27 protein-coding genes, 1 tRNA gene and 1 pseudogene are annotated in these 22,333 nt (G+C 69.9%); 15 read left to right on the top strand and 14 right to left on the bottom strand.

Translation table 11 applies throughout. The features are described 5' to 3' along the window. Positions 1-159: 159 nt before the first annotated feature. On the bottom strand, positions 160-336 hold the full coding sequence (locus D455_RS34640) for a hypothetical protein (RefSeq protein ID WP_017573250.1): 177 nt from the start codon (positions 334-336) through the stop codon (positions 160-162). Between the two features lie 798 nt (positions 337-1,134). On the opposite strand from D455_RS34640, the gene D455_RS0124140 reads away from it, so the two are divergent. From D455_RS0124140 to D455_RS0124130, 3 genes are all read left to right on the top strand, one after another. Beyond that, positions 1,135-1,653: an NUDIX hydrolase gene (locus tag D455_RS0124140; protein ID WP_017573249.1), complete on the top strand. Its 519-nt coding sequence runs from the start codon at positions 1,135-1,137 to the stop codon at positions 1,651-1,653. A 207-nt stretch (positions 1,654-1,860) separates the two neighbouring features. Next, a complete protein-coding gene (locus D455_RS0124135) occupies positions 1,861-2,280 on the top strand; it encodes a hypothetical protein (protein WP_017573248.1) in 420 nt (139 codons plus the stop codon). Positions 2,281-2,367: 87 nt separating this feature from the next. Next, positions 2,368-3,171: a DUF2786 domain-containing protein gene (locus D455_RS0124130; RefSeq protein WP_017573247.1), complete on the top strand. Its 804-nt coding sequence runs from the start codon at positions 2,368-2,370 to the stop codon at positions 3,169-3,171. Positions 3,172-3,382: 211 nt separating this feature from the next. On the opposite strand, the gene dnaN is transcribed toward D455_RS0124130, so the two are convergent. Beyond that, positions 3,383-4,525, bottom strand: a complete 1,143-nt coding sequence (dnaN, locus tag D455_RS0124125) for a DNA polymerase III subunit beta (RefSeq protein WP_017573246.1) — start codon at positions 4,523-4,525, stop codon at positions 3,383-3,385. A 168-nt stretch (positions 4,526-4,693) separates the two neighbouring features. Here dnaN and D455_RS0124120 point away from each other — a divergent pair. After that, positions 4,694-4,782 (top strand) — tRNA-Ser (locus D455_RS0124120). Positions 4,783-4,858: 76 nt separating this feature from the next. On the opposite strand, the gene D455_RS0124115 is transcribed toward D455_RS0124120, so the two are convergent. Both D455_RS0124115 and D455_RS0124105 read right to left on the bottom strand, forming a co-directional pair. After that, positions 4,859-5,065: a hypothetical protein gene (locus tag D455_RS0124115; protein WP_026122932.1), complete on the bottom strand. Its 207-nt coding sequence runs from the start codon at positions 5,063-5,065 to the stop codon at positions 4,859-4,861. A 577-nt stretch (positions 5,066-5,642) separates the two neighbouring features. Further along, a complete protein-coding gene (locus D455_RS0124105) occupies positions 5,643-6,422 on the bottom strand; it encodes a GntR family transcriptional regulator (protein ID WP_017573244.1) in 780 nt (259 codons plus the stop codon). Between the two features lie 30 nt (positions 6,423-6,452). On the opposite strand from D455_RS0124105, the gene D455_RS0124100 reads away from it, so the two are divergent. The 3 genes and pseudogenes from D455_RS0124100 (at position 6,453) to D455_RS35625 (ending at position 8,429) form a co-directional block, all read left to right on the top strand. Further along, the gene (locus D455_RS0124100; protein WP_241480357.1) at positions 6,453-6,908 is read left to right on the top strand and encodes an NUDIX hydrolase; all 456 of its coding nucleotides are present in this window, start codon (positions 6,453-6,455) and stop codon (positions 6,906-6,908) included. A 582-nt stretch (positions 6,909-7,490) separates the two neighbouring features. Continuing rightward, a pseudogene (locus tag D455_RS35630) lies at positions 7,491-7,910 on the top strand (Clp protease N-terminal domain-containing protein); the annotation flags it as partial. Between the two features lie 57 nt (positions 7,911-7,967). Then, positions 7,968-8,429 carry an NUDIX hydrolase gene (locus D455_RS35625; RefSeq protein ID WP_026122930.1) on the top strand — a complete coding sequence of 154 codons (462 nt, stop codon included), beginning with the start codon at positions 7,968-7,970 and terminating at the stop codon, positions 8,427-8,429. Here the strand turns inward: D455_RS35625 and D455_RS0124090 are convergent. Further along, entirely contained in the window at positions 8,426-8,977 is a 552-nt protein-coding gene (locus D455_RS0124090) for a hypothetical protein (protein ID WP_026122929.1), read from the bottom strand. The genes D455_RS35625 and D455_RS0124090 overlap by 4 nt on opposite strands. Before the next feature lie 408 nt (positions 8,978-9,385). Here D455_RS0124090 and D455_RS31560 point away from each other — a divergent pair, with 408 nt between their 5' ends. The 6 genes from D455_RS31560 to D455_RS0124060 all read left to right on the top strand — a co-directional run bounded on the left by D455_RS31560 (position 9,386) and on the right by D455_RS0124060 (position 11,228). After that, on the top strand, positions 9,386-9,769 hold the full coding sequence (locus tag D455_RS31560; RefSeq protein ID WP_017573240.1) for a hypothetical protein: 384 nt from the start codon (positions 9,386-9,388) through the stop codon (positions 9,767-9,769). Further along, on the top strand, positions 9,762-10,040 hold the full coding sequence (locus D455_RS34765) for a hypothetical protein (protein ID WP_051064703.1): 279 nt from the start codon (positions 9,762-9,764) through the stop codon (positions 10,038-10,040). The genes D455_RS31560 and D455_RS34765 overlap by 8 nt, the downstream gene beginning before the upstream one ends. Continuing rightward, positions 10,037-10,273, top strand: coding sequence for a hypothetical protein (locus D455_RS0124075; RefSeq protein WP_017573239.1), 237 nt, complete (start codon positions 10,037-10,039; stop codon positions 10,271-10,273). Before D455_RS34765 ends, D455_RS0124075 begins: the two co-directional genes overlap by 4 nt. Positions 10,274-10,313: 40 nt before the next feature. Further along, on the top strand, positions 10,314-10,499 hold the full coding sequence (locus D455_RS0124070; protein WP_026122928.1) for a hypothetical protein: 186 nt from the start codon (positions 10,314-10,316) through the stop codon (positions 10,497-10,499). Between the two features lie 73 nt (positions 10,500-10,572). Continuing rightward, positions 10,573-10,764, top strand: a complete 192-nt coding sequence (locus tag D455_RS0124065; protein WP_026122927.1) for a helix-turn-helix domain-containing protein — start codon at positions 10,573-10,575, stop codon at positions 10,762-10,764. A gap of 92 nt (positions 10,765-10,856) precedes the next feature. Further along, a complete protein-coding gene (locus tag D455_RS0124060) occupies positions 10,857-11,228 on the top strand; it encodes a VOC family protein (RefSeq protein WP_026122926.1) in 372 nt (123 codons plus the stop codon). Between the two features lie 26 nt (positions 11,229-11,254). Here the strand turns inward: D455_RS0124060 and D455_RS0124055 are convergent, their stop codons facing one another. The 3 genes from D455_RS0124055 to D455_RS35955 all read right to left on the bottom strand — a co-directional run bounded on the left by D455_RS0124055 (position 11,255) and on the right by D455_RS35955 (position 15,315). Continuing rightward, positions 11,255-12,202 (bottom strand): universal stress protein, encoded by a 948-nt coding sequence (locus D455_RS0124055; protein ID WP_040685090.1) that lies wholly within the window; start codon positions 12,200-12,202, stop codon positions 11,255-11,257. Between the two features lie 78 nt (positions 12,203-12,280). Next, the gene (locus D455_RS0124050; protein ID WP_017573236.1) at positions 12,281-13,189 is read right to left on the bottom strand and encodes a universal stress protein; all 909 of its coding nucleotides are present in this window, start codon (positions 13,187-13,189) and stop codon (positions 12,281-12,283) included. A gap of 188 nt (positions 13,190-13,377) precedes the next feature. After that, positions 13,378-15,315 carry a nucleotide-binding protein gene (locus D455_RS35955; RefSeq protein ID WP_017573235.1) on the bottom strand — a complete coding sequence of 646 codons (1,938 nt, stop codon included), beginning with the start codon at positions 15,313-15,315 and terminating at the stop codon, positions 13,378-13,380. Positions 15,316-15,490: 175 nt separating this feature from the next. On the opposite strand from D455_RS35955, the gene D455_RS0124040 reads away from it, so the two are divergent. Further along, positions 15,491-16,465 (top strand): NAD(P)H-quinone oxidoreductase, encoded by a 975-nt coding sequence (locus tag D455_RS0124040; RefSeq protein WP_017573234.1) that lies wholly within the window; start codon positions 15,491-15,493, stop codon positions 16,463-16,465. A gap of 33 nt (positions 16,466-16,498) precedes the next feature. Then, positions 16,499-17,050 carry a bacterial proteasome activator family protein gene (locus D455_RS0124035; protein WP_017573233.1) on the top strand — a complete coding sequence of 184 codons (552 nt, stop codon included), beginning with the start codon at positions 16,499-16,501 and terminating at the stop codon, positions 17,048-17,050. 84 nt (positions 17,051-17,134) lie between these two features. On the opposite strand, the gene serS is transcribed toward D455_RS0124035, so the two are convergent. From serS to D455_RS0124005, 6 genes are all read right to left on the bottom strand, one after another. Beyond that, positions 17,135-18,406 carry a serine--tRNA ligase gene (serS, locus tag D455_RS0124030; RefSeq protein WP_017573232.1) on the bottom strand — a complete coding sequence of 424 codons (1,272 nt, stop codon included), beginning with the start codon at positions 18,404-18,406 and terminating at the stop codon, positions 17,135-17,137. A gap of 317 nt (positions 18,407-18,723) precedes the next feature. Next, on the bottom strand, positions 18,724-19,671 hold the full coding sequence (gene pheA, locus D455_RS0124025) for a prephenate dehydratase (protein WP_017573231.1): 948 nt from the start codon (positions 19,669-19,671) through the stop codon (positions 18,724-18,726). Positions 19,672-19,681: 10 nt separating this feature from the next. Further along, positions 19,682-20,311 (bottom strand): DUF4446 family protein, encoded by a 630-nt coding sequence (locus tag D455_RS35615; RefSeq protein WP_083922410.1) that lies wholly within the window; start codon positions 20,309-20,311, stop codon positions 19,682-19,684. 36 nt (positions 20,312-20,347) lie between these two features. After that, positions 20,348-21,205, bottom strand: a complete 858-nt coding sequence (locus D455_RS0124015) for a glycosyltransferase (RefSeq protein ID WP_017573229.1) — start codon at positions 21,203-21,205, stop codon at positions 20,348-20,350. 11 nt (positions 21,206-21,216) lie between these two features. Then, the gene (locus D455_RS0124010) at positions 21,217-21,573 is read right to left on the bottom strand and encodes an STAS domain-containing protein (protein ID WP_193789459.1); all 357 of its coding nucleotides are present in this window, start codon (positions 21,571-21,573) and stop codon (positions 21,217-21,219) included. A 113-nt stretch (positions 21,574-21,686) separates the two neighbouring features. Continuing rightward, positions 21,687-22,268: an ATP-binding protein gene (locus D455_RS0124005; RefSeq protein ID WP_017573227.1), complete on the bottom strand. Its 582-nt coding sequence runs from the start codon at positions 22,266-22,268 to the stop codon at positions 21,687-21,689. Positions 22,269-22,333 lie beyond the last annotated feature (65 nt).

Genomic DNA, 22,333 nt, shown 5'->3' with positions numbered 1-22,333 from the left:
CGGACCAGACGGTGATGGGGCCAAGCACGCCGAATTCCACAAGCAGCAACCCTAGCAAGGGCCATTGCCGTGAAATAGGGAATGCGGACACGCCAACGGCTCCGAGTACCCCCCTCCACACAGGTACTCGGAGTATCCGTTGGACTACCCGGAAAGGCCCTACTTCTCCTCGGCCGGCTTCTCCTCTTCGGGAGAGCTCTCCACGGGCGGAGCGGACGGGGCCGGCTTCGACGGGTCCGGCTCCTGGTAGGGCTGCATCTTGTCAGCACGCACGTCCCGGGAGACGTCGGCGACGATCGCCTCGAACTCCTCGTCCACGGTCAGCATCTTCGGCACTCGAACTCCTCGTCTCACAGCACTCGCATAGAGCCGCAGCGTGGCTCTACGTCGTCTACGAAGCATCAGGGGACCCGCCCTCCGGCGGACGAGCCACCCGTGGCGGGTTCCGCCTCAAAGCACACCACGGGTGGCCATGTGTCCAACGAACGTCGCACTGTGCCGGACCCGCGAGCCGTCCTCTCGCGGGTCCGATCGCGTCGAACGTGTTCCACACTAGAGAGATCCTCTTCCACTCCGCTTTCAGTCTTCTTTCAGCTCTGAAACCGGTGTGGCGGCGGTGGTTGCGGGGCCGCGTCATCATTGCCTCCGAGGCCCCCGACTGGCCAGTGATTGGCCGGTTGCGGACAGTCAGAGACGCCCGCGCCCGACGTCCGACCGCTCCGGGGAGGGCCACGACCAGGGAGACCCCCTCCGGTGGGGACGGCACCGCACTCACCACAATCTTCCGAGAAACGAACAGAGTAAACACGCCCGTTCCCCTGCTTTTCGGATTCGTGCACACACGAGTCGTCACGGAAAGCGATTGTGGGCGTGCTCCGGGAACTCCGCCCCCAGACGGCACGGACGACCGGCCGTCTGCCTTCTCCGAGCGCCTCGGGACGCTTTGTGACCTTCGCCCCCATGGCCCTCTTGGGTTCTCCGCGTCGGCCGCGCCGACATACGACGGCGGAGGCTCGGTGGTGCCTGCGAGATCGGGCACGTACACCGGGGGCTGCGGAAGTCGGTGGACGGGCCGTAGGTTCTACAGAGTGTGTCGAAGACGGCACCGGGTCCGGCGCGGAGTTGGAGGACGTGATGCTGAAGGGCGACGGGAACGGCTGGGTGAGCCTGCCGGACGGTTCCCGTAGGTGGGGGCTGTACGGCGCGGCGGGTCTACTGCTGTACGCCGTCGACGCGGCGGGCGACGGACACGTGCTGCTCCAGCACCGGGCGGGCTGGACCCACATGGGCGGCACCTGGGGCATCCCCGGCGGCGCCCGGGACCGGGACGAGACGCCCCTGGAGGCCGCCGTCCGCGAGTTCCGTGAGGAGGTCCACGGGGACCTGGGCGAGTACACCCTGCTGGGCGTCCACGAGCAGGACCTGACCGTGTGGCGCTACGACACGTTCATGGCGAGGCTGCCGACGCTGACGCCGTTCCGTCCGGGCAACTCCGAGAGCCAGGAGATCCGGTGGGTGCCGGTGGACTCCGCGGCCGCCCTCCCCCTGCTGCCCGCGTTCCGCTCCGCATGGCCGTACCTGCACGCGGAACTGACCTCCGCGTCCTCCTCCTCGCACAACGGCCACGGCCCGGGCACTTCCACGACCGGTTGAACGTTGAACCCTGTGCGGGCCCTCCCGTCGTCCTCCCCGGACGGGCGGCGGCGTCCCGGCGGTGTCCCGGCGGGGCGCTCGTCGGGAGGCGGACTCGGGGGAATGTCAGGGACGGAACCCTGATGCGCTCCGGGCCCCGGACCTGCATGCTGGAGGGGACGGCCCGGTGAAGAGCGGTCGTCACGCCATTCGACTGGAGCAGCGGACATGACACTGGAGCGGGGTAACTCATTCACTCCCGTCGCCTCGGCGACGATGATCTGGCCCTGGACCACCTCCGTGCTGGGCGGCGCGGCCGGTGGTGCCCTCTTCTTCCTCCTGAACCTGGGTTCGGGCCTGGGCGCCATCGCCTCGGGCCTGACCGCCGCGGTGGTCTTCTTCGCGCTGGTCGGCGGCGTGGGCGGCATGATCAGTAAGAAGGCCGACCGCCGGGGCAAGCGCTACGCGTCCACCTACCCGTTCCGGTACGCGGCCGTGCCGGCCGGAATCGGCGGTGCGGGCTACGCCCTCGTCAGCATCTTCAGCGGCGCGATCATCGGCGGACTGTTCGGTGGGCTCTTCGTCGCTGCGGCGATCTGGGTCACCGTGGGCCTCATTGCGATGGTGGTCGGGAACAAGAACGCCTAGGCTCGGTGTTTTCCGCCTTCGGCGGGAGGCCAGACACTCACCTAGGGAGACGACCGGGCGCCGATGACTGAATCTGCTCGTCAGAAGATGGTCGAGCGGGTCCGCGGGCTCCTCCGCATGGCGGAGGACCCCGCGGTTACTGATGCCGAGAGCCAGGCGTTCACCGCCAAGGCAGCCGAGCTGATGACCCGCCACGCGATCGCGGAGGCCGAGGCCCGCGCCGAGAGGGGCGAGGAGCCGGACGCGATCAACCGCATGGACTACACCGTCCCGGGGGTGGGTGGCCACGGCAAGGCGCGGGTGCGGGCGCTGGCCGACATCGCCGCCGCCTACGGGTGCCAGTCCGCGGTGCGGGGGAACACCTCCGAGAACACCGACCGCCTCATCATCCTCGTGGGCACGGTGAGCGCGCTGGACGCGCTGCGGATGCTGCTGCCGTCGATCTCCATGCAGATGGAGGCGTCGGCGAAGTTCATGAGTTCGTCCCACGTGGCGGACATCCGGGAGCTGCGCAACTACACGCGCTCGGAGCTGGAGACCGAGCGCAAGCGCTACTACCGGTCGTTCGTGCGCGCGTACGGGCAGGCGGTGGCCGAGCGGATCCGGGAGTTCCGGGCGCGGTTGCAGGAGATGGCCTCGCCGGGCGGCTCGGGCGGTTCCGGTGAGGGCGTGGACTCCGGGCGCGGCGCGGAGCTGGTGTTGCGGGACGACGTGCAGCGGGTGAGCGAGGAGTTCCAGAAGCAGTTCCCGCAGCTGCGCAAGCACCGGCCCGAGCGCACGCACAGCGCGGCGGGGTACCGGGCGGGTTATCGGCGGGGGCGCCAGGCCGAACTGGGCCTGGACACGCCGGTGGGAAGCGGCGGTTCGTCCTCGTTGGGCGAGGGCGAGTAGGCCTTCTCCGCGAAGTTGTCCACAGGCTGTGCACAGAACCGCCCCCGTGGCTGTTCTCGCATGTCAGAGGGGAAATGCGAGAGTTCCACAGGGGCGGTTCGCGTGTTCCTGAGGGTGATTACCCCGGGTTATCCACAGGCAGAACGCCCGCCTGTGGATAACTCTGTGGATAACGTGGCGGCACGGTAGAGAAAGGGACCAAAACTCTTGTTCAGGACACCCGCAAAGGCTGAACCAGGTAGCGGAAGGACGGCTTCTCACCTTCCTTGACCGGCACGTCGGTGAACACCGCGGGTTTGGTCGGTTCGGTGAAGTTGAGGTGGGCGGTGTCGGTCTCCACACCCGACAACCCGTCCATGAGGTAGTCGGGGCGGAAGGCCAGCCGCAGCGGATCACCCTCGTACCCCACCTCGATCGCCTCCATGGCCTGGGCGTCCTCACCCGAGCCCGCCTCCAGCACGACCTCGTTCCCGGAGAAGGCCAGCCGCAGCGGGGTGTTGCGGTCGGCGACCAGCGCGACGCGCTTGACCGCCTCCGCCAGCGGCGCCACGGCCACCTCGGCGCGCGCGGAGAACTCCTTGGGGAACCAGGCGGCGTACTTGACGAACTCGCTGTCGATCAGCCGGGTGGTGGTGCGGCGCTCGCCGTTCTCGAAGCCGATCATGCCCTCGCCCGGGGAGAGGCTGACGCCCTCGCCTCCGCTGACCGTGGACAGCGCGATGTCCACGTTGGACCGGGTGACCAGGCCGCGGACGGTGTCGTTGAGGGTGCGCGCGGGGACCAGGGCGGCCACGTCCAGGCCCGGGTCGTCGGGGCTCCACCACAGGTCGCGCACGGCGATGCGGTAGCGGTCGGTGGCGACCACGCTCAGGGTGTCGCCGGTGAAGTCGAGGTAGGCGCCGGTGAGCATGGGCAGGGTGTCGTCGCGGCTGGCCGCCGGGGTCACCTGGCGCACGGCCGCGGCGAAGGTGTCCGCGGCGACGGAACCGACCCTGCCGGGCATGCCGGGCAGGGTGGGGTAGTCCTCCAGCGGCATGGTGATGAGGGTGAAGCGCGCAGCCCCGCCGACGATGCGCAGTTTGGGGCCGTCGGTGTCGATGTGCACGGAGCCGGAGGGGAGGTTGCGCACGATCTCGGCCAGGAGGCGGCCGGGGACCAGTGCCGCGCCGGACTCCTCGGAGAGGACCTCGACCGAGGCGCGGGTGGAGACCTCGTAGTCGAAGCCGGACAGGTGCAGGGAGGCGCCGTCGGGGGAGAGCTCCAGCCGGATCCCCGCGAGCACCGGGACGGCGGGCCGGGAGGGCAGGGCCCGGGCCGTCCAGGCGACCGCCTCGGCGAACGCGTCGCGGTCCACTCGAAGTTTCACGGTGAGGCCTCCTCGTAGCGCTGTCGTCCACGACAACGTACCCAGCGGCGACGACAATGCCCCCTGCTTCGGACGAACTCGGCCGGAGGTTCCGGGCGGGCGGCGAGGGCCGATGGTCGTGGGCTACCATGACTGGCGGAGAGTTCCTCTCCGCGGGGAGGGTTCGCATAGCGGCCGAGTGCAGTGCTCTTGAAAAGCACCAAGTCCTTGACGGGACTTCGTGGGTTCAAATCCCACACCCTCCGCAGAAACCGGGGCCGGTGGCCCGGGACGTCACGACCAGCGACTCCCGGGCCACCGGCCCTTCTCCGTGTTCAGCCGCTACCTGTCCGATCGCCAGGGTTCGGGCAACAGCCCGCCCGCGCGCAGGTGTGCGTCCAGCGACGACAACAGCCGGTCGGCCTCGCGCAGGGCCGAGTAGGCCTCACCGGCGTGGCGGGGGCGGGCCCGGAGCGCCTCGGACAGGGAGTCGTACAGCTCCGTGGCCACGTCCGGGTCGAGGACACTCCATGGAATCGGCGTGCTCATGCGACCGCCCCCAGACCCATCAGGACGTCACCGACCAACTGCCTTCGCTGCCGAACCTCGTGAGCCACGTAGTAGCCGCGAACAAGGGCTTCCGGCGGGTCGACCACGGGCAGCCGCTCATGCCGGGTGTCGTCGGGAGCCGGGCGCGGAGCCGGAACCGGGAGAGTCGAGGAAACCGGCCCGCTGGCGACGGTTCCGGGATCGGCGGCGTAGCGACGCACCCGGGAGGCGCGGCACCTGCGGGCCTCAGCACGCACCTCGCGAGCGAGGACACGCGGCGCCGCGTGGAGCCCCCGCGACGGGCGAAGGCATCGGAGGATGACGGCCACCAAGGCCGTTACGATGTGCACTTGTCTGCCTGCTTTCATCAGGTTGACCGCGCCCCCGGATGCCTAGCCCGCATCGCGGGGGTCTGTTGTCTGTGGAGGTTGCGTCTGCACCGCAAGCCATCCCTTATACATGGGAGCAGCCTATCCACTCATGTATAGGAGTAGCGAGATTAGGTTGCCTTACTCATGTACATGAGTCAACCCTGTGGAGCAAAGAAGCCGCTCTACGGCGCCAGTAGCCATGCACCTCAGTCCGTGGCGGGGATCCGGTAGTCAAGTACGAACTGGTCAGCGGCCATGATCGTGTCGCACACCTCCACCACACGGCCGACCGTCGTCGCGGCGTTGCGCGTCAGGTGGATGATCGCGGAGCCGGGACTCAGGCTCAGTGCGCTCGCCTCCTGCTTGGTGGCCAGACGCGCCCGCACGGTCTCGGTGTACTCGGCGAACTCGTGACCGTGCTCTTCCAGCCGGGCGTAGATGCCACCGCCGCCGGGGTTCTCCTCGAAGAGTTCGGGGATGTCCCGCGCCACGTCCCACGGCAGATAGGACGTCGCTTCCTCGGTGGGGGTGCCGTCGCTGAAGTAGAGGCGGCGGCGTGCAAGGACCTTGTCGCCCTCGTCCACGCCCAGGCGCTCAGCGATCTCGGCGGGAGCGGGGACGGGTCCAATGGAAAGGACCTGAACGGTGGGCTTGACCCCGGCCTGTTCGGTCTCCGCGATATAGGCCGCCTTGCCCGCACGGCGGTGGGAGCGCCGGAAGCGGTCCGATGACTTACGGGTGACGGGAGGTCGGGACTTCACGAACGAGCCCTTGCCCTGAAACGTTTCCACCAGGCCGGTCGTGCGGAGCTGGGCCACGGCTTTGCGCACCGTGCCTGAGGAGACGCCGTAACGCTCCATCAGCGCGGTCTCGCTTGGAATCTCCTCGGCGGGAGCCAGGCACCCGGCTCTGATCTGCTCTTCGATGTCGTCCGCGATCTGGAGGTACCGGGGCTTGCCGGACCGCGCCCCTACAGTGCTCGCCATAGTCCTTCTGTTCCTCCTATGCTCCTGCACATGAGTAACAGCACCGGAGACAAGCCGTCAACGCCGTTGCACTCCGTGTCCGTGGCGGGAGCCGTCATCCGCGAGGACGGGCGGATGCTGGTGATCAAGCGCAGGGACAACGGCAACTGGGAGCCACCCGGCGGCGTGCTGGAGTTGGACGAGACCCCCGAGGAGGGTGTTGTCCGCGAGGTCTTGGAGGAGACCGGCATCCGCGTCGAGGTGGAACAGCTCACGGGCGTCTACAAGAACATGGCCCGCGGAATCGTCGCCCTGGTCTTCCGCTGTAAACCGTGCGGGGGCACAGAGCGAGCCACCTCGGAGGCGACCACCGTCGAGTGGCTCATGCCAGATGAGGTCGAGAAGCATATGGTCGAGGTCTATTCCGTGCGACTTCTGGACGCACTCACGTCGGGCACACCACACATCCGAGCCCACAACGGAGTACGCCTCAGTCCAGCCAGGTAGGCATCAGGACCTTGGTTAAAAACCACACATTCACGTGGTGGTGACCGCGAAACGCTGGAGCTGGCTCTTTGGTCGCGGACGGTGAGCGCAGGGGACCGGCTGGTTCCGTGGTCGGCCGACGGGTTCGGGAACCGGCAGATCGCCCAGCGGGGCAGCGTCTCTCCGGGCCAGCGATAGATTTTCAGTCTTCTTCCGCACAACCCTGCATATCAACTCTTATATTCTTGCAGGATCCAGCAATGTGCGTGAGGAGTAATCTGATCGAAGGAGTTTACGGAAATGGCAAGACTTCGGCCTGCAAAGAGTTGCAGCGACGCGTCTACCGTGCCATTCACGGTGACCGGGAACTGAGCCACCAAGGCGACCCGGGAACCGGCGATCGGACGGACGGAGTCAGACACGAGCACCACATTTTGTATATCGATAAGGTAAAATCACTGGTCGAAAACCAAGACAACATGGCGGCCTTCTTCTGTGGCGGATCCAGAAGTTTCCCAAAGCTCAGCACGTAGGCGTCGGCCATGTCGTCATCGGTCGGGGAGGCCTGGGACCAGGGCACTCCGCTTGACTGATGCGAGACTGATGGCCATGTTCGAAAGATACACACCCCAGGCCCGGCAGGTGGTCGGCCTGGCAGAGCACGAGGCGAAGAGGCTCAAGCACAGCTACATCGGGACCGAACACCTGCTTCTCGGGATCATCGGGGAACGTGAAGGCATCGCCGCTCAGACCCTGAAGTTCTTCAATGTCGACTACGCGACGGCTCGGGCGGCAGTGGCCAGGATCGGTGAGCGGGGAACCTGGTTTCGGCCAAAACATCGGCCCTTCCACGTGGATGCCAAGACCGCCTTCATGGGAGCCCTACACGCGGCTACCGAGCGGTCACACAACGCCATAGGCACGGAACACCTACTCTCCGGCCTGTTGCACGAGCAGCACAACGCAGCATCACGCGTACTCGAAAACCTGGGTGTCTCCTCTGAGCACGTCTCTCAGCGGATCAACCGAGCCTTGGACTATGTGACGCATTCAGTTGAGGAAAGGTCCACAGGCAGGAGGATCGACTACTACGACGACCCCGAGGCCCCAGCGGCGAACAGTCTCGTCCCGTCGGTGAACGTGTTCGTGGTCAACGAGTGCAACGAAGTACTGATGATCCGTCGTACCGACAACGACAACTGGGCCGTGCCCGGTGGCACCCTTGACCTGGGCGAGTCGGTACCGCAGTCCGCCGTTCGGGAAACCCTGGAGGAGACGGGGGTGACGTGTGAGATCACCGGAATCGTGGGCATCTACAGCGACCCGAAGCACATCATCTACTACACCAACGACGGTGAGGCCCGACAGGAGTTCTCCATCGCCTTCACCGCACGTCCGATGTCGGGTGAGCCCACACCGAGCGACGAGTCCAAGGAAGTCGTCTGGGTACCCAAGGACAAGCTGACCGAGTACCGCATGGACCGGTCCATGCGTGTGCGCGTGGACCACTTCCTCAGCGGAGGCCCCACCCACATCGGTTAGCGCTGGCCTGAGGAAGTGACCTCACCGTCGTTCTCCGAGTCCACATTCCAGCGCTCGGGCAGTTCGTCTCCGCAGAAGACGCAGACGAACTCGCCTTCACGCACGATGTTGCGTTCCTGGCACCAGGTACAACGGCGGAAGACGAACTCGTACGTGAACCCGCAGGGGCGTTCCAATCCGATGCGATCCAGGGCTTCGGCGACGGCGGGCCACGAGTCGGCATCCGGACAGTAACCCGTCGACTGGTTACTGATCTCGTGGACCACCCAACGATCGCCCCTGCGGAAGAAACCGATCTCGCCAGCGCTCAGTACTCGCCCGCCACCGGCACACGCCACGTGTTCGCTGCGCCGCGGTGCCAGCCGTAGGGCACCCTCGGTATCGACGACGAAGGTGAACGGTTCCGCCCACTCGTCCGCTGAACGTGCGGCGGCCCAGGCATCGAAGTCATCCGCGGAGTGAACCCGCCGCCCTTCATCGCCGGGGCGGACCATCGTCTTCAGTTCGGCAGGACCCACATACCGGTAGCTCCGACCCGGCGTGATCATGTCGTTCCGGATGCGGCCAACCGCCTCTCTACGTTTCGTACCGGCGCCGTCAGCAGCGCTGAGGAGCGGGTGATGGAGCGGCTCCCGCGCCCCGTGGACATGCCTCACATGTACCACGCTAACCTGCGTCCGTTTCGACTTCTTCGACGAACCGACCCCTGCCATGGACAGCTACGAGTCCGGTCCCCTCCAGTTCTGAGAGGGACAGTCGTGCCCCTTCGTGTGGTGTGACTTCACAAGATCACGAAGGGGCAGCATCTGGTCCAGGCCGGGTCTCGTTGGGGCCATCTTCCAGCGTCTCCGGGCGCCTCGGCTCGGTACCTTGTGGCCCAAGACTGTGTCAGGGGCAGCGGTCCATGCGGTTCAAGGGAGGCCCTCAGCAGTGCGCTGGCGAGAGAAGGGACGTGTGTGAAGAACGAGGCGGTCGGCCTCTCACCGGGTGACCTCGTCCGCGTCCGGGTCACGAGCCATCAGCCCTGGGGCGTGACGACCCGGGTGGTCGGACACGAGGGCACGGGCTCATCCGTCGACGCGGTACGCATCGACTCCCCGGAAGGCGGGCGGGCTGACGACCCGTACTTTCCCGAGGTCGGGGCCGAGCTGACCGCCGTCGTGTTCCGGGTAGGGACGGAGCAGCGCCCGTGGGTCCACCTCTCCCTGCGTCGCGCCCATCTTGAGAACCCCACGAACCTGATCGAACGGTCACCAGCGTCCGAGCTCCTGAAAGAGCGCGGTCAAACGCTGCGAGGTCAGTACGCACGGCGTCGGGAAAGCTGGAGGCACCTTGCCTGAGGAGTGGCGCAGCATCGACCGGCTGATCCTGGACGGACAGAACATCCAGGCCATTCAGGCGATCCGTGAGAAGTTCGGCCACCTGCGTCTACACGAGGCCGTCGATCTTCTGGAAACGCGCTTCGAGCACCTTCATGACAGCCGACCGGATGACTCAACGGTGAGCTCCGAAGGCCACCGGGGCAACCTCCACTCGTACGTGTTGGACGAAGCAGGAGATCAGCCACCTACCCAACCGAACTCAACTGTGGAGCAAGGAGCCAGCGCATGAACCCCCTCGGCTGGCGTTACGTCATCACGATCATCGGGGTGAGCGTTCCCGTCGTTCTGATGATCTCCCTGCCACTGGCCCTCCTGACCGACTGGGCGCCGGGGATCGCGACTGGGCTGGGAGGGCTTGCCGGGGGCCTCGTGGCTCCGCTGGCCGCCCACTGGTTCTGGTCGGGGCGCGGCCGGTCGCAGAACTCCTCCGGGAACCAGAACCAGCGTGAGAACCATCGCTGAACGAAGGGCTCCGGTGCCGCTGATCCGATGGAGCGCCGTTGTGGGTTTCGGCGTTCCCTACCTGGCGGGAACGCTCCTGCTCAGCTACGTGAGCGCCGCGTGGGCTTTCGTCTGGGCGGGGCTGTACTTCGCCGTCCTGTTCGGCTGGGCCGCATGGGAGCGGCGACGGCGTTCGAGGCGATCTCGTGGGCCCACCCCTCCCACCGGAGAGAAGCACGTCCCGTAAGCGTGCGTTACGGCGGCACCGAACTGCTGGAGTCTCGCTTCGAGCACCTTCCTACAGCCGACCGGATGACTTCATGGTGAGCCCCGACGGCCACCGATACGACTTCCGCCCACAGGCACTGCTCGGCGATCCGGACTGTGCCCGGCCGCTACCCGACCAACCGCCAGGGCTCTGGCAGCGGTCCACGGTGCGGCGTGCCATCGCGGTGCTCGTGGAGGAGGAACCCGTGTCCACGGTGCCCCAGCGCGGCACGTTCCGGAAGTAGCTTCACGAACCAGTGGGCTGGCCCGGGGGCGCTTCGGCGACGTGTCGACATGTCGGCGCATCGTTTCCGCGTGGCTGGGCAGTATGCGGCACATGATCGGACGACTGCACACCATCGCCATCGACTGCCCCGACCCCGACGCGCTCGCGGACTTCTACGCCGAACTGCTCGGGTTGCCCGTGACCAGGCGGAGCCGACAGTGGGTGGTCCTCGGCGAGGGGTGGCCGCAGGTCGCCTTCCAGCGCGCACCCGACCACAAGCCCCCCGCCTGGCCGGACCCCGAGCGGCCCCAGCAGATGCACCTCGACGTCTGGGTGGAGGACATCGAGGCGGCGGAGGAACGCGTGCTGGCGCTCGGGGCCAGCAGACTCGCGGTCGCGGAGGACGACCCCGGTGACCTGTTCCGGGTCTACGCCGACCCCGCCGGTCACCCCTTCTGCCTGGAGTACTCGCGGGACACCTGATCCCCGGGGCGCCCGCACGGGCGCCCCTACTCCTCCTCTCCGGCGTGGTGCGGGAGGATCACCACCGGAACCTCGGAGTGGTGCAGTACGCCCTGGCCGACCGAACCCAGGAGCAGCCCGCGCACGGTCCCCCGCCCCCGGGAGCCCACGACGATCGCGTCGGCGCGCGGCGCGTCCTCGGTGGCCTCGGCGGCACGCAGCAGCGCGTTCACCGGACTGTCCTGCGTACGCACCACGCTGACCTCGATGTCGAGGTCCTCGCGCCGCCTGCCGGTGGCCTCGACCAGCATCTCGCCCACCAGCTCCTCGGACCTGCGGTCGAACAGCTTCTCCTGGGGCTCGTAACCCATCGCGGTCATCGCGACCGGGTCGTACGGGTAGGGCACCTCCCAGCTGTTGACCACGACGAGCTCACCGTTGCTCTCCCGTGTCAGGTCCACGGCCAGGCGCAGCGCCCGGCGCGAGTTCGGGGAACCGTCCACCCCGACCACGATCCGCCGAAGGGAGGTGGTCTCGGGGCTGGGACCGTGCGAGGGCACCACCACGACCGGACACGGCGCCTGCGCGGCCACGCGGACACTGACCGAACCCACGAACACGGACGCGAACGCGCCCAGCCCCCGCGTACCGACCACGATGAGGTCGTGCACCCGACTGTGGCTCAGCAGCGCCAGCGGCGGCTCCTCCATCGCGGTCTCGGTCTCCACGACCACCGACGGCTGAACACGCCTCGCATGCTCCGCGGCGCTGGTCAACACCTCGTCGGCCTGGCCGGAGATCTCCTCGGTGGGGTCGAAGCGGGCGTATCCGGCGTTCGCGGACACGATCAGCGGCATCCCCAGCGCGTGGACGATCCGGAGCGGCACCCTCCTGCGGACGGCCTCGGCCGCCGCCCACTCCAGCGCCGCACGCGAGTGGTCGGAACCGTCGACCCCGACCACGACCCTGGCCGAATGCTCCTCGTTGCTTGGCATGGTTTCCCCCTTAGCACTGCGGTCCATCATCACCGCGAAAGGCGGTCGCCCCCGGCAACGGCGCGGGGACGCACCGCATCACTCGTCTCCGGAGTGCGGCGGCAGGACGGCGACGGGCACACGAGCGTGCCGCAACACCCCCTGGCTGACCGAGCCCATCACCAGCCCCCGGACCCCTCCGCGCCCGCGCGATCCCACCACCAGCAGGTCCGCGTCCTGCCCGGCCTCCAGAAGGGCGTCCACCGGGTTGGACTGCGTCCGGAGCGCCGTGATCTCCAGGTGCTCGGTCCGGTCGTCGACCACCTCCGCGAGCAGCCCCGCGACCACCTCCTCGGACTGGCGGTCGAACATGTCCTCGTGCAGGAGGCGGGCGTCCGCGGTCAGGGACTCGGCGTCCGCGGGCAGCGGCATCTCCCAGCTGTTGACCACCACGACCTCCGACCCGCTCACCAGGGCCTCGTGCAGGGCGAACCGGAGCGCCCGGCGGGAGGAATCGGAACCGTCCACACCCACCACGACACGCCCCCGGTGCGGCGGCGGGTTCTCCACGTGCGGGACGACCACCACGGGGCAGGGCGCTTCGGAGGAGGCGCGCACGCTGACCGAGCCGAGCATGATCGCCCGGACCCCGCCCAGACCGCGCGTCCCCACCACGATGACGTCCTCGGGCAGGGCCTCGTCGAGCAGGGCCGCGGGCGCGTCCTCCGGCGCCAGGACGGTCGCCACGTCCACCTCGGGTCGCGCCTGGTCCGCGTACGCGGCACCGGCGGTGAGCAGGTCGTGTCCCGCCTCCCGCAGGTCCTCGACGGTCGCGCGGCCGGACGCGCCGTGGGCACCGGTCACCACCGGCGTCCCCACGCCGTGCACGATCCGCAGCTGGACACCGCGCCTGGCGGCCTCCTCCGTCGCCCAGACCAGGGCGGCGTGGGAGGCGGGTGTACCGTCCAGGCCGATCACGACCGCGGGCGGGCGTTCCCGTTCGTCCATCACGGCCCCCTTTCCCTCACTCCTCCCCTGTCCGGAAGCGGCCCCGGGAAAACAGTGGGAGGGCCGGTGTGCCGTCTCCGGCCCCACCTCCCCCCCGCCGGGCGAACGCCTCCCCGACGGTCGCGGCCAGTTGGAGGTAGGCGTCCCGTGTGGCGGGTNAGGGCCGGTGTGCCGTCTCCGGCCCCACCTCACCCCCGCCGGGCGAACGCCTCCCCGACGGTCGCGGCCAGTTGGAGGTAGGCGTCCCGTGTGGCGGGTGCGAGCTGTTCCAGGTCCACCTCCGCACCCTCCTCCAGGTGACCGTCCCAAGGAACCCGCACCACGTCGCGGCAGCGACCGGCGAAGTGCTCCTCCAGCCTGTTGAGGTCCACGCTGCTCTTGCTGTTGGACCGCACCATCGACAGGACCACCACGGCGTTGCCGACGAGCGCACCGTGGCCGTGCGCCTCCAGCCAGTCCAGGGTGGCGCTGGCGCTGCGCGCCCCGTCCACGGACGCTGAGCTGACCAGGACCACCTGGTCGGCCAGCCCCAGCACCCCGCGCATCGCCGAGTGCAGGAGGCCGGTGCCGCAGTCGGTGATGCAGATGGAGTAGAAGTGCTCGACGATCCGGGAGACCTCCCGGTAGTCGGCGTCGCTGAACGCCTCGGAGACCGCGGGGTCGCGGTCGGAGGCCAGGATCTCCAGGCGGCTGGGCGCCTGGGAGGTGAACCCGCGGATGTCGGCGTAGCGCGACACCAGGTGGCGCTCGTTGAGCAGGTCGCGGATGGTCGCGGCGGTCTCCAGCCGCACCTTGTCCGACAGCGTGCCCCGGTCGGGGTTGGCGTCCACCGCGAGTACCCGGTCGCCGCGCAGGGACGCCAGCGTGGCGCCGAGGGCGACCGTGGTGGTCGTCTTGCCGACCCCGCCCTTGAGGCTGAGCACGGCCACACGGTGGTGCCCGGACGCCACGGGCGTACTGGCGCGGGCCACCAGCTCGCGTTCGCGCAGGACCTTGGCGGACTCCCCCGGGTTGATCAGGCCCAGGGTGGCGGTGTGCACGGCACGGCGCCACCCTCCGCTCGGACCCTGCCGCCGGTTGCGCACGAGGGTGGCGGCGTTGAGCGCGTCGGAGGTCTGCCGGTCCTGGTCGGTGCGCCGTTGGACGGGCGGGCCGGAGGACGCCGGTGCGGCCGGTGGCGGCGCGAGGTCCGCGCGCGGTCCGGTGAGCGCGGGCGGCGGTTCGGGGGCATGGGGCGGTACCGGCCGGGAGGGCTCGCCCGGCGCTGGCGCCGGAGGAACGCCGGGTGCCGGGTGCCCCCCTCCCGGCGGAGACCCCGGTTCCGTCCCGGTCGCCGGTCCCGTCCCCCGTTCGGGGTTGGTCTCCTGGCCGGGGTCCGTTCCCCGGACGGGCCCCGGCCCCTGGTCCGGATCGGTTTCCTGGGCGGGCCCCGGACGCGGTCCCGACACCGGTCCCGACGGCCCCGCGAGCGGACCGTCGCGTTCGGTCTCCAAGGGAGGCAACTGCTCGGGTTCGGGCACGTCGGAGTCGCGGCGCGACCTGCGGGGCGCCAACGGATCCTCCCCGCCCGGCCGGGCGGGGCGTTGGAGGCGCTGTCGCTGGGGGCGTCCGGGGCGTTGCGGGCGCCTGCGCGAGGCCCCCGGCATCAGGCGGACGGTGGCACCCCTCACCTCGTCCTCGGAGTCGTCGGAGGCGTCTGAGTTCTCAGAGCCGTCGGAGTCCTCCGTGGCGCCGGGGGATTCCGCCACCTCGGGAACCTCACGGAACACGGAGGCTTCCGGCCCCTCGGGCACCTCCGGCTCCGCCTCTCCCCCGACCTCCCCACCGGTGTCCCCGGCACCGTCCGCCGGGGCCGCCTCCCGCGGTCCCGACCCCGGCGGCAGCGGGAACGGGGTGTCCTCGGGCATGCGGGCGTAGGGAGGCGGAGGCGGCGCCTCCCCCTCGAACCCGCCGAACCACTGCTCGCGGGGAGAGGGCGCGGGCGCCACCGAACCCCGCACGGTGGCGGCCTCCTCGAACTCCTCCGGGCCACCCTCCGAGGCGCCCGGTTCGACGTGCTCCTCGGCCTCGGGTCCGGAGCCCGCCTCCGAGCCCTGACCCGACCCGTTCTGTTCCTGGTGTGCCACCGGAGTTCTCCTGCTTCAAGGGGGTGTGCTGTGGTGGGAGGGATACCCCAGCGGGGAAGAGACGGGATCCGCTCCCTGGGTTCACTCTTACCCGCCCAGCACCTCCGAAGCATCGGACGGGTGGACGGAGCGATCCGTTGCTTGCCGTGGAGCCTCCCCGGGTACTGTCTGGCTCATGCACGCGATCCGTATCACCGAACCGGGCGGCCCCGAGGCCCTGGCCTGGTCCGAGGTTTCCGACCCAGTCCCCGGCCAGGGAGAGGTCCTGGTGGACGTGGCCGCCAGCGCGGCCAACCGGGCCGACGTCGCCCAGCGCCAGGGCAACTACGCGCCGCCGCCCGGAGCCTCCGAGTACCCCGGGCTGGAGTGCTCGGGCACCGTCGCGGCGCTCGGCCCCGGCACCGAGGACTCGGGCTGGTCCGTCGGCGACCCCGTGTGCGCCCTGCTGTCCGGGGGCGGCTACGCCGAGAGGGTCTCCGTGCCGGTGGGCCAGCTGCTGCCGGTGCCCGAGGGCGTCGACCTGGTGGAGGCCGCCGCGCTGCCCGAGGTGGCCTGCACCGTGTGGTCCAACCTGGTGATGGTCGGCGGCCTGCGCGCGGGGGAGACCGTCCTGGTCCACGGCGGCGGCAGTGGCATCGGTACCTTCGCCGTCCAGTTCGCCCGTGCCCTGGGCGCACGGGTGGCGGTCACGGCGGGCAGCCAGGAGAAACTGGAGCGCTGCCGCGCGCTGGGCGCGGAGATCCTCATCAACTACAAGGAGGAGGACTTCGCCGAGCGCATGCGCGCGGAGGGCGGTGCCGACCTCGTCCTCGACATCATGGGCGGCGCCTACCTGGACCCCAACCTGCGCTCACTGGCCACGAACGGCCGTCTGGTGATCATCGCGCTGATGGGCGGGCGCCGGGCCGAGGCCGACCTGGGTCGTATGCTCGCCAAAAGGCTCTCCGTCCACGCGACGACCCTCCGTTCCCGTCCCCTGGACGAGAAGGCGGCCATCGTCGCGGGAGTACTCGAGCAGGTGTGGCCGTTGGTAGAAAATGGAACCATCCGCCCCGTCGTCGACCGTTCGATCCCGATGCGGAACGCGGCGGAGGCGCACCGCGTCATGGAATCGAGCGCGCACACCGGCAAGATCCTTCTCACCCTCTGACGGCGTGCCGACGACATCCACGTAAGGGGACTGATGAGCAGCGCAGACGACCGGGACGAGCAGTCCCGGGTACTGGTCATGGGAGCCGAGGAGAACGGCGTGACCGACGATGAGGGTTCGGAGGAGCCCCGCACCCTCGCCGACATGGTGGAGCAGCCCGCAAAGGTGATGCGGATCGGCAGCATGATCCGCCAGCTCCTGGACGAGGTGAAGGCCGCTCCGCTGGACGAGGCGAGCCGGGCCAGGCTCAAGGAGATCCACACCTCGTCCATCAAGGAGCTGGAGGACGGTCTGGCGCCCGAGCTCATCGAGGAGCTGGAGCGGCTGCCCCTGCCGTTCGCCGAGGGTTCGGCGCCCAGTGACGCCGAGTTGCGTATCGCGCAGGCGCAGCTGGTGGGATGGCTGGAGGGCCTGTTCCACGGCATCCAGACGACCCTGTTCGCCCAGCAGATGGCGGCCCGCGCCCAGCTGGAGAACATGCGCAAGGCCCTGCCGCCCGGCGTCGCCGGTCTCCAGGGCCAGGGCCCCGGCGGCGTCCCCGGTGGCCCCGGCGAGGAGCCGCACGGCTCGGGGCCGTACCTGTAACGCGCACGACGAAGGAGCCCGCTCCCGGTGGGGGCGGGCTCCCTCGTGTCACGGGTGGCCGGATGCGGCCGGGCGTTCGGCGGCCTACTTCCTCCCGCTGACCGGCTCCAGGACGTCACGGCCCAGGTAGGGGCGCAGCGCCTCGGGGACCACCACGGAGCCGTCCTCGCGCTGGTGGTTCTCCAGGATGGCCACGATCCACCGGGTGGTGGCCAGCGTGCCGTTCAGGGTGGCGGCGAAGCGCGGCTTGCCGTCCTCTCCCCGGAAGCGCACGTTGAGTCGGCGGGCCTGGAACTCGGTGCAGTTGGAGGTGGAGGTCAGCTCGCGGTAGGTCTCCTGGGTGGGGACCCACGCCTCGCAGTCGTACTTGCGGGCGGCGCTGGTACCCAGGTCACCGCCGGCGATGTCCACCACGCGGTAGGGCAGTTCCAGCTTGTCCAGCATCTCCCGCTCCCAGGCGAGCAGCCGCCCGTGCTCCTCGTGCGCCTGGTCCGGGTGGGTGTAAACGAACATCTCCACCTTGTTGAACTGGTGGACGCGGATGACGCCGCGGGTGTCCTTGCCGTAGGAGCCCGCCTCGCGGCGGAAGCACGGCGACCAGCCGATGTAGCGGTTGGGCAGGGCGTCGGCGGGCAGGATCTCCCCCGAGTGGTACCCGGCCAGCGGCACCTCGGAGGTGCCCACGAGGTAGAGGTCGTCCGCGGGCAGGTGGTAGACCTCGTCGGCGTGCGAGCCGAGGAACCCGGTGCCCTCCATGGTCTCGGGCCGGACCAGCACCGGCGGGATCATCGGTGTGAAGCCCGCCTGGACGGCCTGGTTCATCGCCATGTTGAGCAGCGCCAGCTCCAGCTGGGCGCCCACGCCGGTGAGGAAGTAGAACCGGGCCCCGGAGACCTTGGCGCCGCGCTCCATGTCGATGGCGCCGAGCATCTCGCCCAGCTCCAGGTGGTCGCGCGGGGTGAAGTCGAACGAGCGCGGGGTGCCGACGGTCTCCATGACCCTGAAGTCGTCCACGCCGCCCTCGGGCGCGCCCTCCTCCACGAGGTTGGGCACGCCGCCCAGGACGGTGTCCAGCTCGTCGGCGAGGCGGCCGGCCTCCGCCTCGGCCTCCTTGACCTCGGCGGCCAGCGCCTTGGCCCTGGTCAGGAGCTCCTCGCGCTCCTCGGGGGAGGCCTTGGAGACGGACTTGCCCACGCTCTTCTGCTCGGCGCGCAGGGTCTCGAACCGGGACAGCGCGGCGCGGCGGTCGGCGTCGAGCCCGAGCAGCTGGTCGACGACGGAGGAATCCTCCCCGCGGGCCCGCTGCGAGGCACGGAGTCGTTCGGGGTCTTCTCGAAGAGCGCGAAGGTCGATCACGTCTTGCAGGTTACCGTCCGGGCCCCGTCCCCCCGACATCTTTTCCACAACCGCGCCCCGAGCTGTGGAAACGGCTCAGCGCCCGTTCGCGGGCGGGGGCGCCGGCGCCGCGGGGATCGTTCGGGCGCCGGAGCGGGACCGCGCGCGGTGAGCTGACCGGATCCGTCGCCGGTGTGACGCGTGGGTTTCGACCTGCGCTGATCCTGTACTTCTGGCGAGGTTCGACCGTCGAGGCTCGCCACAGGTACGAGGTCACGGCGAACCGGGCGGGTCGGTGCACCCTGACGGTCACCGCGCCACGGGCGTGCGGTGGCCGCTCAGTCGACCTGACCGGCCCGGACCCGTGCCAGCCACAGTTCGGCCTCGGCGAAGTCGGCGTCGGTGGCCGTGCGGGGCCGCAGCGGCGGATCGGTCTCGACGGTCCGCCCACCGCGCGGGTAACTGCCCAGGAAGCGGACGTCCCGGCACACCCTCCGGATGCCCATGAGCGCCTCGCCGACCCGGGCCTCGGCCACGTGTCCCTCGGCGTCGATGCAGAAGCAGTAACTGCCGAGCCCGTCGCCCGTGGGGCGCGACTCCAGCCGGGTGAGGTTGACCCCGCGCACGGCGAACTGGTTGAGCACCTCGATCAGGGCTCCGGGGTGGTCGTCGGCGATGAAGGCGACCAGGGACGTCAGGTCGGACCCGGTGGGCGCGGGCGGCACGCCGGGGCGGGACAGGTAGATGAAGCGGGTCGCGGCGTCGGAGTGGTCACCGATCCCGGAGGCCAGGGAACGCAGGCCGTACCGCTCCCCGGCGATCACCGCGCAGATGGCCGCGTCGTAGGGCGCGCCCGGCTCGGCGACGGCGCGCGCGGCGGCGGCCGTGGAGGAGACGGTGTGCGTGTCGGCCTCGGGAAGGTTCCGGGCCAGCCAGCCCCGGCACTGGGCGAGGGCGTGGGGGTGGGTGGCCACCCGCTTGACGTCCTCCAGGACCGTCCCACCCCGGGCGAACAGGGAGAACTCGACGGGTACGGCCGTCTCCCCGGTGATGAGCAGCGGATCGCCGTTGACCAGTTCGGCGATGGTGGCGGTGACGCCGCCCTCGACCGAGTTCTCCAGGGGGACGACGCCGCCGTCGACCTCACCGGCGCGGACCGCGCCGAAGACCGCCGCGACCCCCTCCCGGGGAACGCGGGCCGCCGCGGGCGCTTCCGGGCGCAGGTCGCGCAGTGCGGCTTCGGTGAAGGTGCCCTCGGGGCCGAGGTAGGCGTAACGGTTGGGCATACTCACCAGGCTATACGGATCGCTGGGCGGCGGTGGTCTCCGCGCTCTCGTGCCCTTCCGCGCCTCCGCCGGTCCCTCCACCGCCGTTCTCCGTGCGGCTCTTCTCCGTACGACCGCCCCCGGTGCCCGGCGGGGTGGAGGCGACCCGCACGTCCGGTGGCATGGGGTCGACCGACGTGTTCCCGGCCGAACCGCTTCCGAACAGGCCGCTTCCGGCCGGACTGCTTCCGGCCGTCATGGTGGCGCCGACCCCCTCACCCAGCCGGGCCGACCGGACGACCCGGTGTTCCTCCGGGCTGAGCAGGATGTCGGAGTCCCCGCCCACCACGGGTTTGGCGTAGGTGCGCGACTCGGTGCGCCCGTTGATGGAGGTGACGACCACGCCGTCGCCCTCGCTGTTGAGCAGGGCCAGGGAGAAGGAGCGGGCGCCGGACATCTCCTCCAGGGCGTCGTAGTGGAGCACCGCCACGTCGCGGACGGCGAGCGGGTCCGCGCCCGAGGCGCTGACCTCCGCCCTCCGGTGAGCGAGTGCCTGGAACTCGCTGCCGACCTCGCGGATTCTGGACAGCGCGTACCAGCCGAGGGCGAGCGCGCCCAGACCCAGGAGCATTCCCGTCAGAGCCAGAATCGTAGTGAACACAGGGCGAGCGTATAGCTACGGACTGCACCCATGGGGTCACTTCGTGCGGTTTCTCCAACTCATGTGCCCGACTTTGCGCGACAGTTGCCCTCCTGACGCGCGTGTGCGCGTCCGCGTCCGGTCCCATCCGCGCCGGACCGCGGGCCGGAACTCGCGCACCGCGAGGGCCCGCGCCACGTCGGCGAACTGGTGGGCGCGGTGCAACTGCGCGCGCAGGTCGGTGCCGGTGGCCCGGTGCTCGAGGGGCACCTCCACCTCCAGCACCCGGAAGCCCGCGCGCAGCACGTCGATGGTCAGACCGGTCTCCACACCGAAGCCCGCGGCCAGCGGCTTGGCCGCCTCGAAGGCGGCGCGCGTCAGGCAGCGCTGGCCGCTGAGGGGCTGTTCGGGTTCCCAGCCGGTGGCCTTGCGGACGCCGCCGCGCGCGAGCCGCACCACGAAGCCGTGGCCGCCCAGACGCATGCGGGTGGCGGGGAAGAGCGCGATGGTCATGTCGGCCTTGCCGCCGGTGACCGGTGCGATCAACGGAGCCGCGTCCGCCGCGGTCGCCTCCAGGTCGGCGTCCAGGAACAGCAGGTGACGCGGGGGGCGGGACGCCCCGCCCTCGGTCCCGTGCTCCTCGTGCTCCTCGATGAGTCGGACGCCCTCCGCGCCCGTCTCCATCGCCGCTCCCTTGCCGCGGTTGCGGCTGTGCCTGAGGACACGGGCCCCGGCTTCGAGCGCGACGTCGGACGTGCGGTCGGCGGAACCGTCGTCGACCACGACGACCAGGTCCACCCCGGGCAGTGCGCGTGCGGCCCGCACGGTGCCACCCACGCGTACCGCCTCGTCCTTGGCGGCGATCACCACGGCGACCCCGGATTCGTCCGGTCCGCCGCCCTCCCCCCGCAGCACGCGCTGTCCGTCTACTGGGCGGTGCCGGTACCCGCGGCCACCGGCAGCGCGTCGAGGTCGGGGTGGATCACGAACACCTCGTCCAGTCCGGTCACCTCCAGGACCTTGGTGACCGCGTACTTGGGCGCCGCGAGTTCCACGTCGCCGCCCTTGTCCCGGGAACGCTTCATGGCGGAGAGCAGCACGCTGATGCCGGTCGAGTCGCAGAACTCCACCCGCGACATGTCGACGACCAGACGCCGTGCCCCGTCCTCCAGGGCTCCGATGAGCTCGTCGCGCAACTGGGGTGCCGTGTACAGGTCGATCTCACCGCCCACGGTTACCACCGCGACGTCGTCCTGAGATCGGCTTGATATCTTCAACTCCACAGTCGTGACTGTAGCGGCCACACCATCCCCGGGCCACCTCGTTGACGGTGTTTCGCGACATCGGTGACGTTCCTCCGGAGAGGACCGCCCACCCTTCCGCGGAGCGGGCTCCCTCAGAGCAGGGCGCTCCGTGCGTCCGCGCCCCCGCTGGTGTGGACCCGCAGTTCGACGACGTCCGCGGCGGTTTCCGGGTACGGGACCTCCACCTCGTGGGAGGCGCCCTCGGCGGGGATCTCCAGGACCGCCCACACCGTGGTGGTGGTCGCCTCGATCTCGGTGCCCCACCGGCCGGACAGGGACTGGACGATACCCAGGCCCCGGCCGCCCAGGCCGGACAGGGAGGGCCGCGCCACCCGGGGCATGGTGCTGGAGCCGCCGTCGCGTACGGCGATCTCCACCCAGCCGCACGTCTGCGACGCGCGGTCCACCTCGGCCCTCCAGGACACGCCGACGCTGTCCTCGGGGTTCTCCGGGGTGGGCAGGGGCCTGGCGTGGCGCAGGGCGTTGCTGACGAGTTCGCTGAGGACGAGGGCCGCGTCGTCCACGCAGTCCTCGCTGATCTCCATGGACCGCAGGTCACGACACAGCCGCTGTCTGGCACCCGTCACGCTGGCGGGTGCGTGGGGGAGCGTGACGCTCCGCTCGACCGTGTGCGGGCGGTCGCCCGCGTCGAGTGGGGTGTGGTCTCCTGACACGTTCAGTCCCTGCGCGTTGATACTTTCTCGGGCCGTCCGGAACCCGCCCGATGTGTGCCAGCGAA

Origin of the sequence: Nocardiopsis halotolerans DSM 44410, from assembly GCF_000341065.1 — a bacterium.
In the GTDB taxonomy this organism is placed as follows: Bacteria; Actinomycetota; Actinomycetes; order Streptosporangiales; family Streptosporangiaceae; genus Nocardiopsis; species Nocardiopsis halotolerans.
The sequence above is the reverse complement of the archived record's forward strand: the minus strand, read 5'-3'. Positions and strand labels throughout refer to the sequence as shown.

Bases quoted from the DNA above. Each gene is read 5' to 3' on its own strand.
- D455_RS0124140 (WP_017573249.1), top strand. From the start codon at position 1,135: ATGCTGAAGGGCGACGGGAACGGCTGGGTGAGCCTGCCGGACGGTTCC.
- D455_RS0124135 (WP_017573248.1), top strand. From the start codon at position 1,861: ATGACACTGGAGCGGGGTAACTCATTCACTCCCGTCGCCTCGGCGACG.
- D455_RS0124130 (WP_017573247.1), top strand. From the start codon at position 2,368: ATGGTCGAGCGGGTCCGCGGGCTCCTCCGCATGGCGGAGGACCCCGCG.
- D455_RS0124115 (WP_026122932.1), bottom strand. From the start codon at position 5,065: ATGAGCACGCCGATTCCATGGAGTGTCCTCGACCCGGACGTGGCCACG.
- D455_RS0124105 (WP_017573244.1), bottom strand. From the start codon at position 6,422: ATGGCGAGCACTGTAGGGGCGCGGTCCGGCAAGCCCCGGTACCTCCAG.
- D455_RS0124100 (WP_241480357.1), top strand. From the start codon at position 6,453: ATGAGTAACAGCACCGGAGACAAGCCGTCAACGCCGTTGCACTCCGTG.
- D455_RS0124090 (WP_026122929.1), bottom strand. From the start codon at position 8,977: ATGATCACGCCGGGTCGGAGCTACCGGTATGTGGGTCCTGCCGAACTG.
- D455_RS0124075 (WP_017573239.1), top strand. From the start codon at position 10,037: ATGAACCCCCTCGGCTGGCGTTACGTCATCACGATCATCGGGGTGAGC.
- D455_RS0124065 (WP_026122927.1), top strand. From the start codon at position 10,573: ATGGTGAGCCCCGACGGCCACCGATACGACTTCCGCCCACAGGCACTG.
- D455_RS0124060 (WP_026122926.1), top strand. From the start codon at position 10,857: ATGATCGGACGACTGCACACCATCGCCATCGACTGCCCCGACCCCGAC.
- D455_RS0124055 (WP_040685090.1), bottom strand. From the start codon at position 12,202: ATGCCAAGCAACGAGGAGCATTCGGCCAGGGTCGTGGTCGGGGTCGAC.
- D455_RS0124050 (WP_017573236.1), bottom strand. From the start codon at position 13,189: ATGGACGAACGGGAACGCCCGCCCGCGGTCGTGATCGGCCTGGACGGT.
- D455_RS0124040 (WP_017573234.1), top strand. From the start codon at position 15,491: ATGCACGCGATCCGTATCACCGAACCGGGCGGCCCCGAGGCCCTGGCC.
- D455_RS0124035 (WP_017573233.1), top strand. From the start codon at position 16,499: ATGAGCAGCGCAGACGACCGGGACGAGCAGTCCCGGGTACTGGTCATG.
- pheA (WP_017573231.1), bottom strand. From the start codon at position 19,671: ATGCCCAACCGTTACGCCTACCTCGGCCCCGAGGGCACCTTCACCGAA.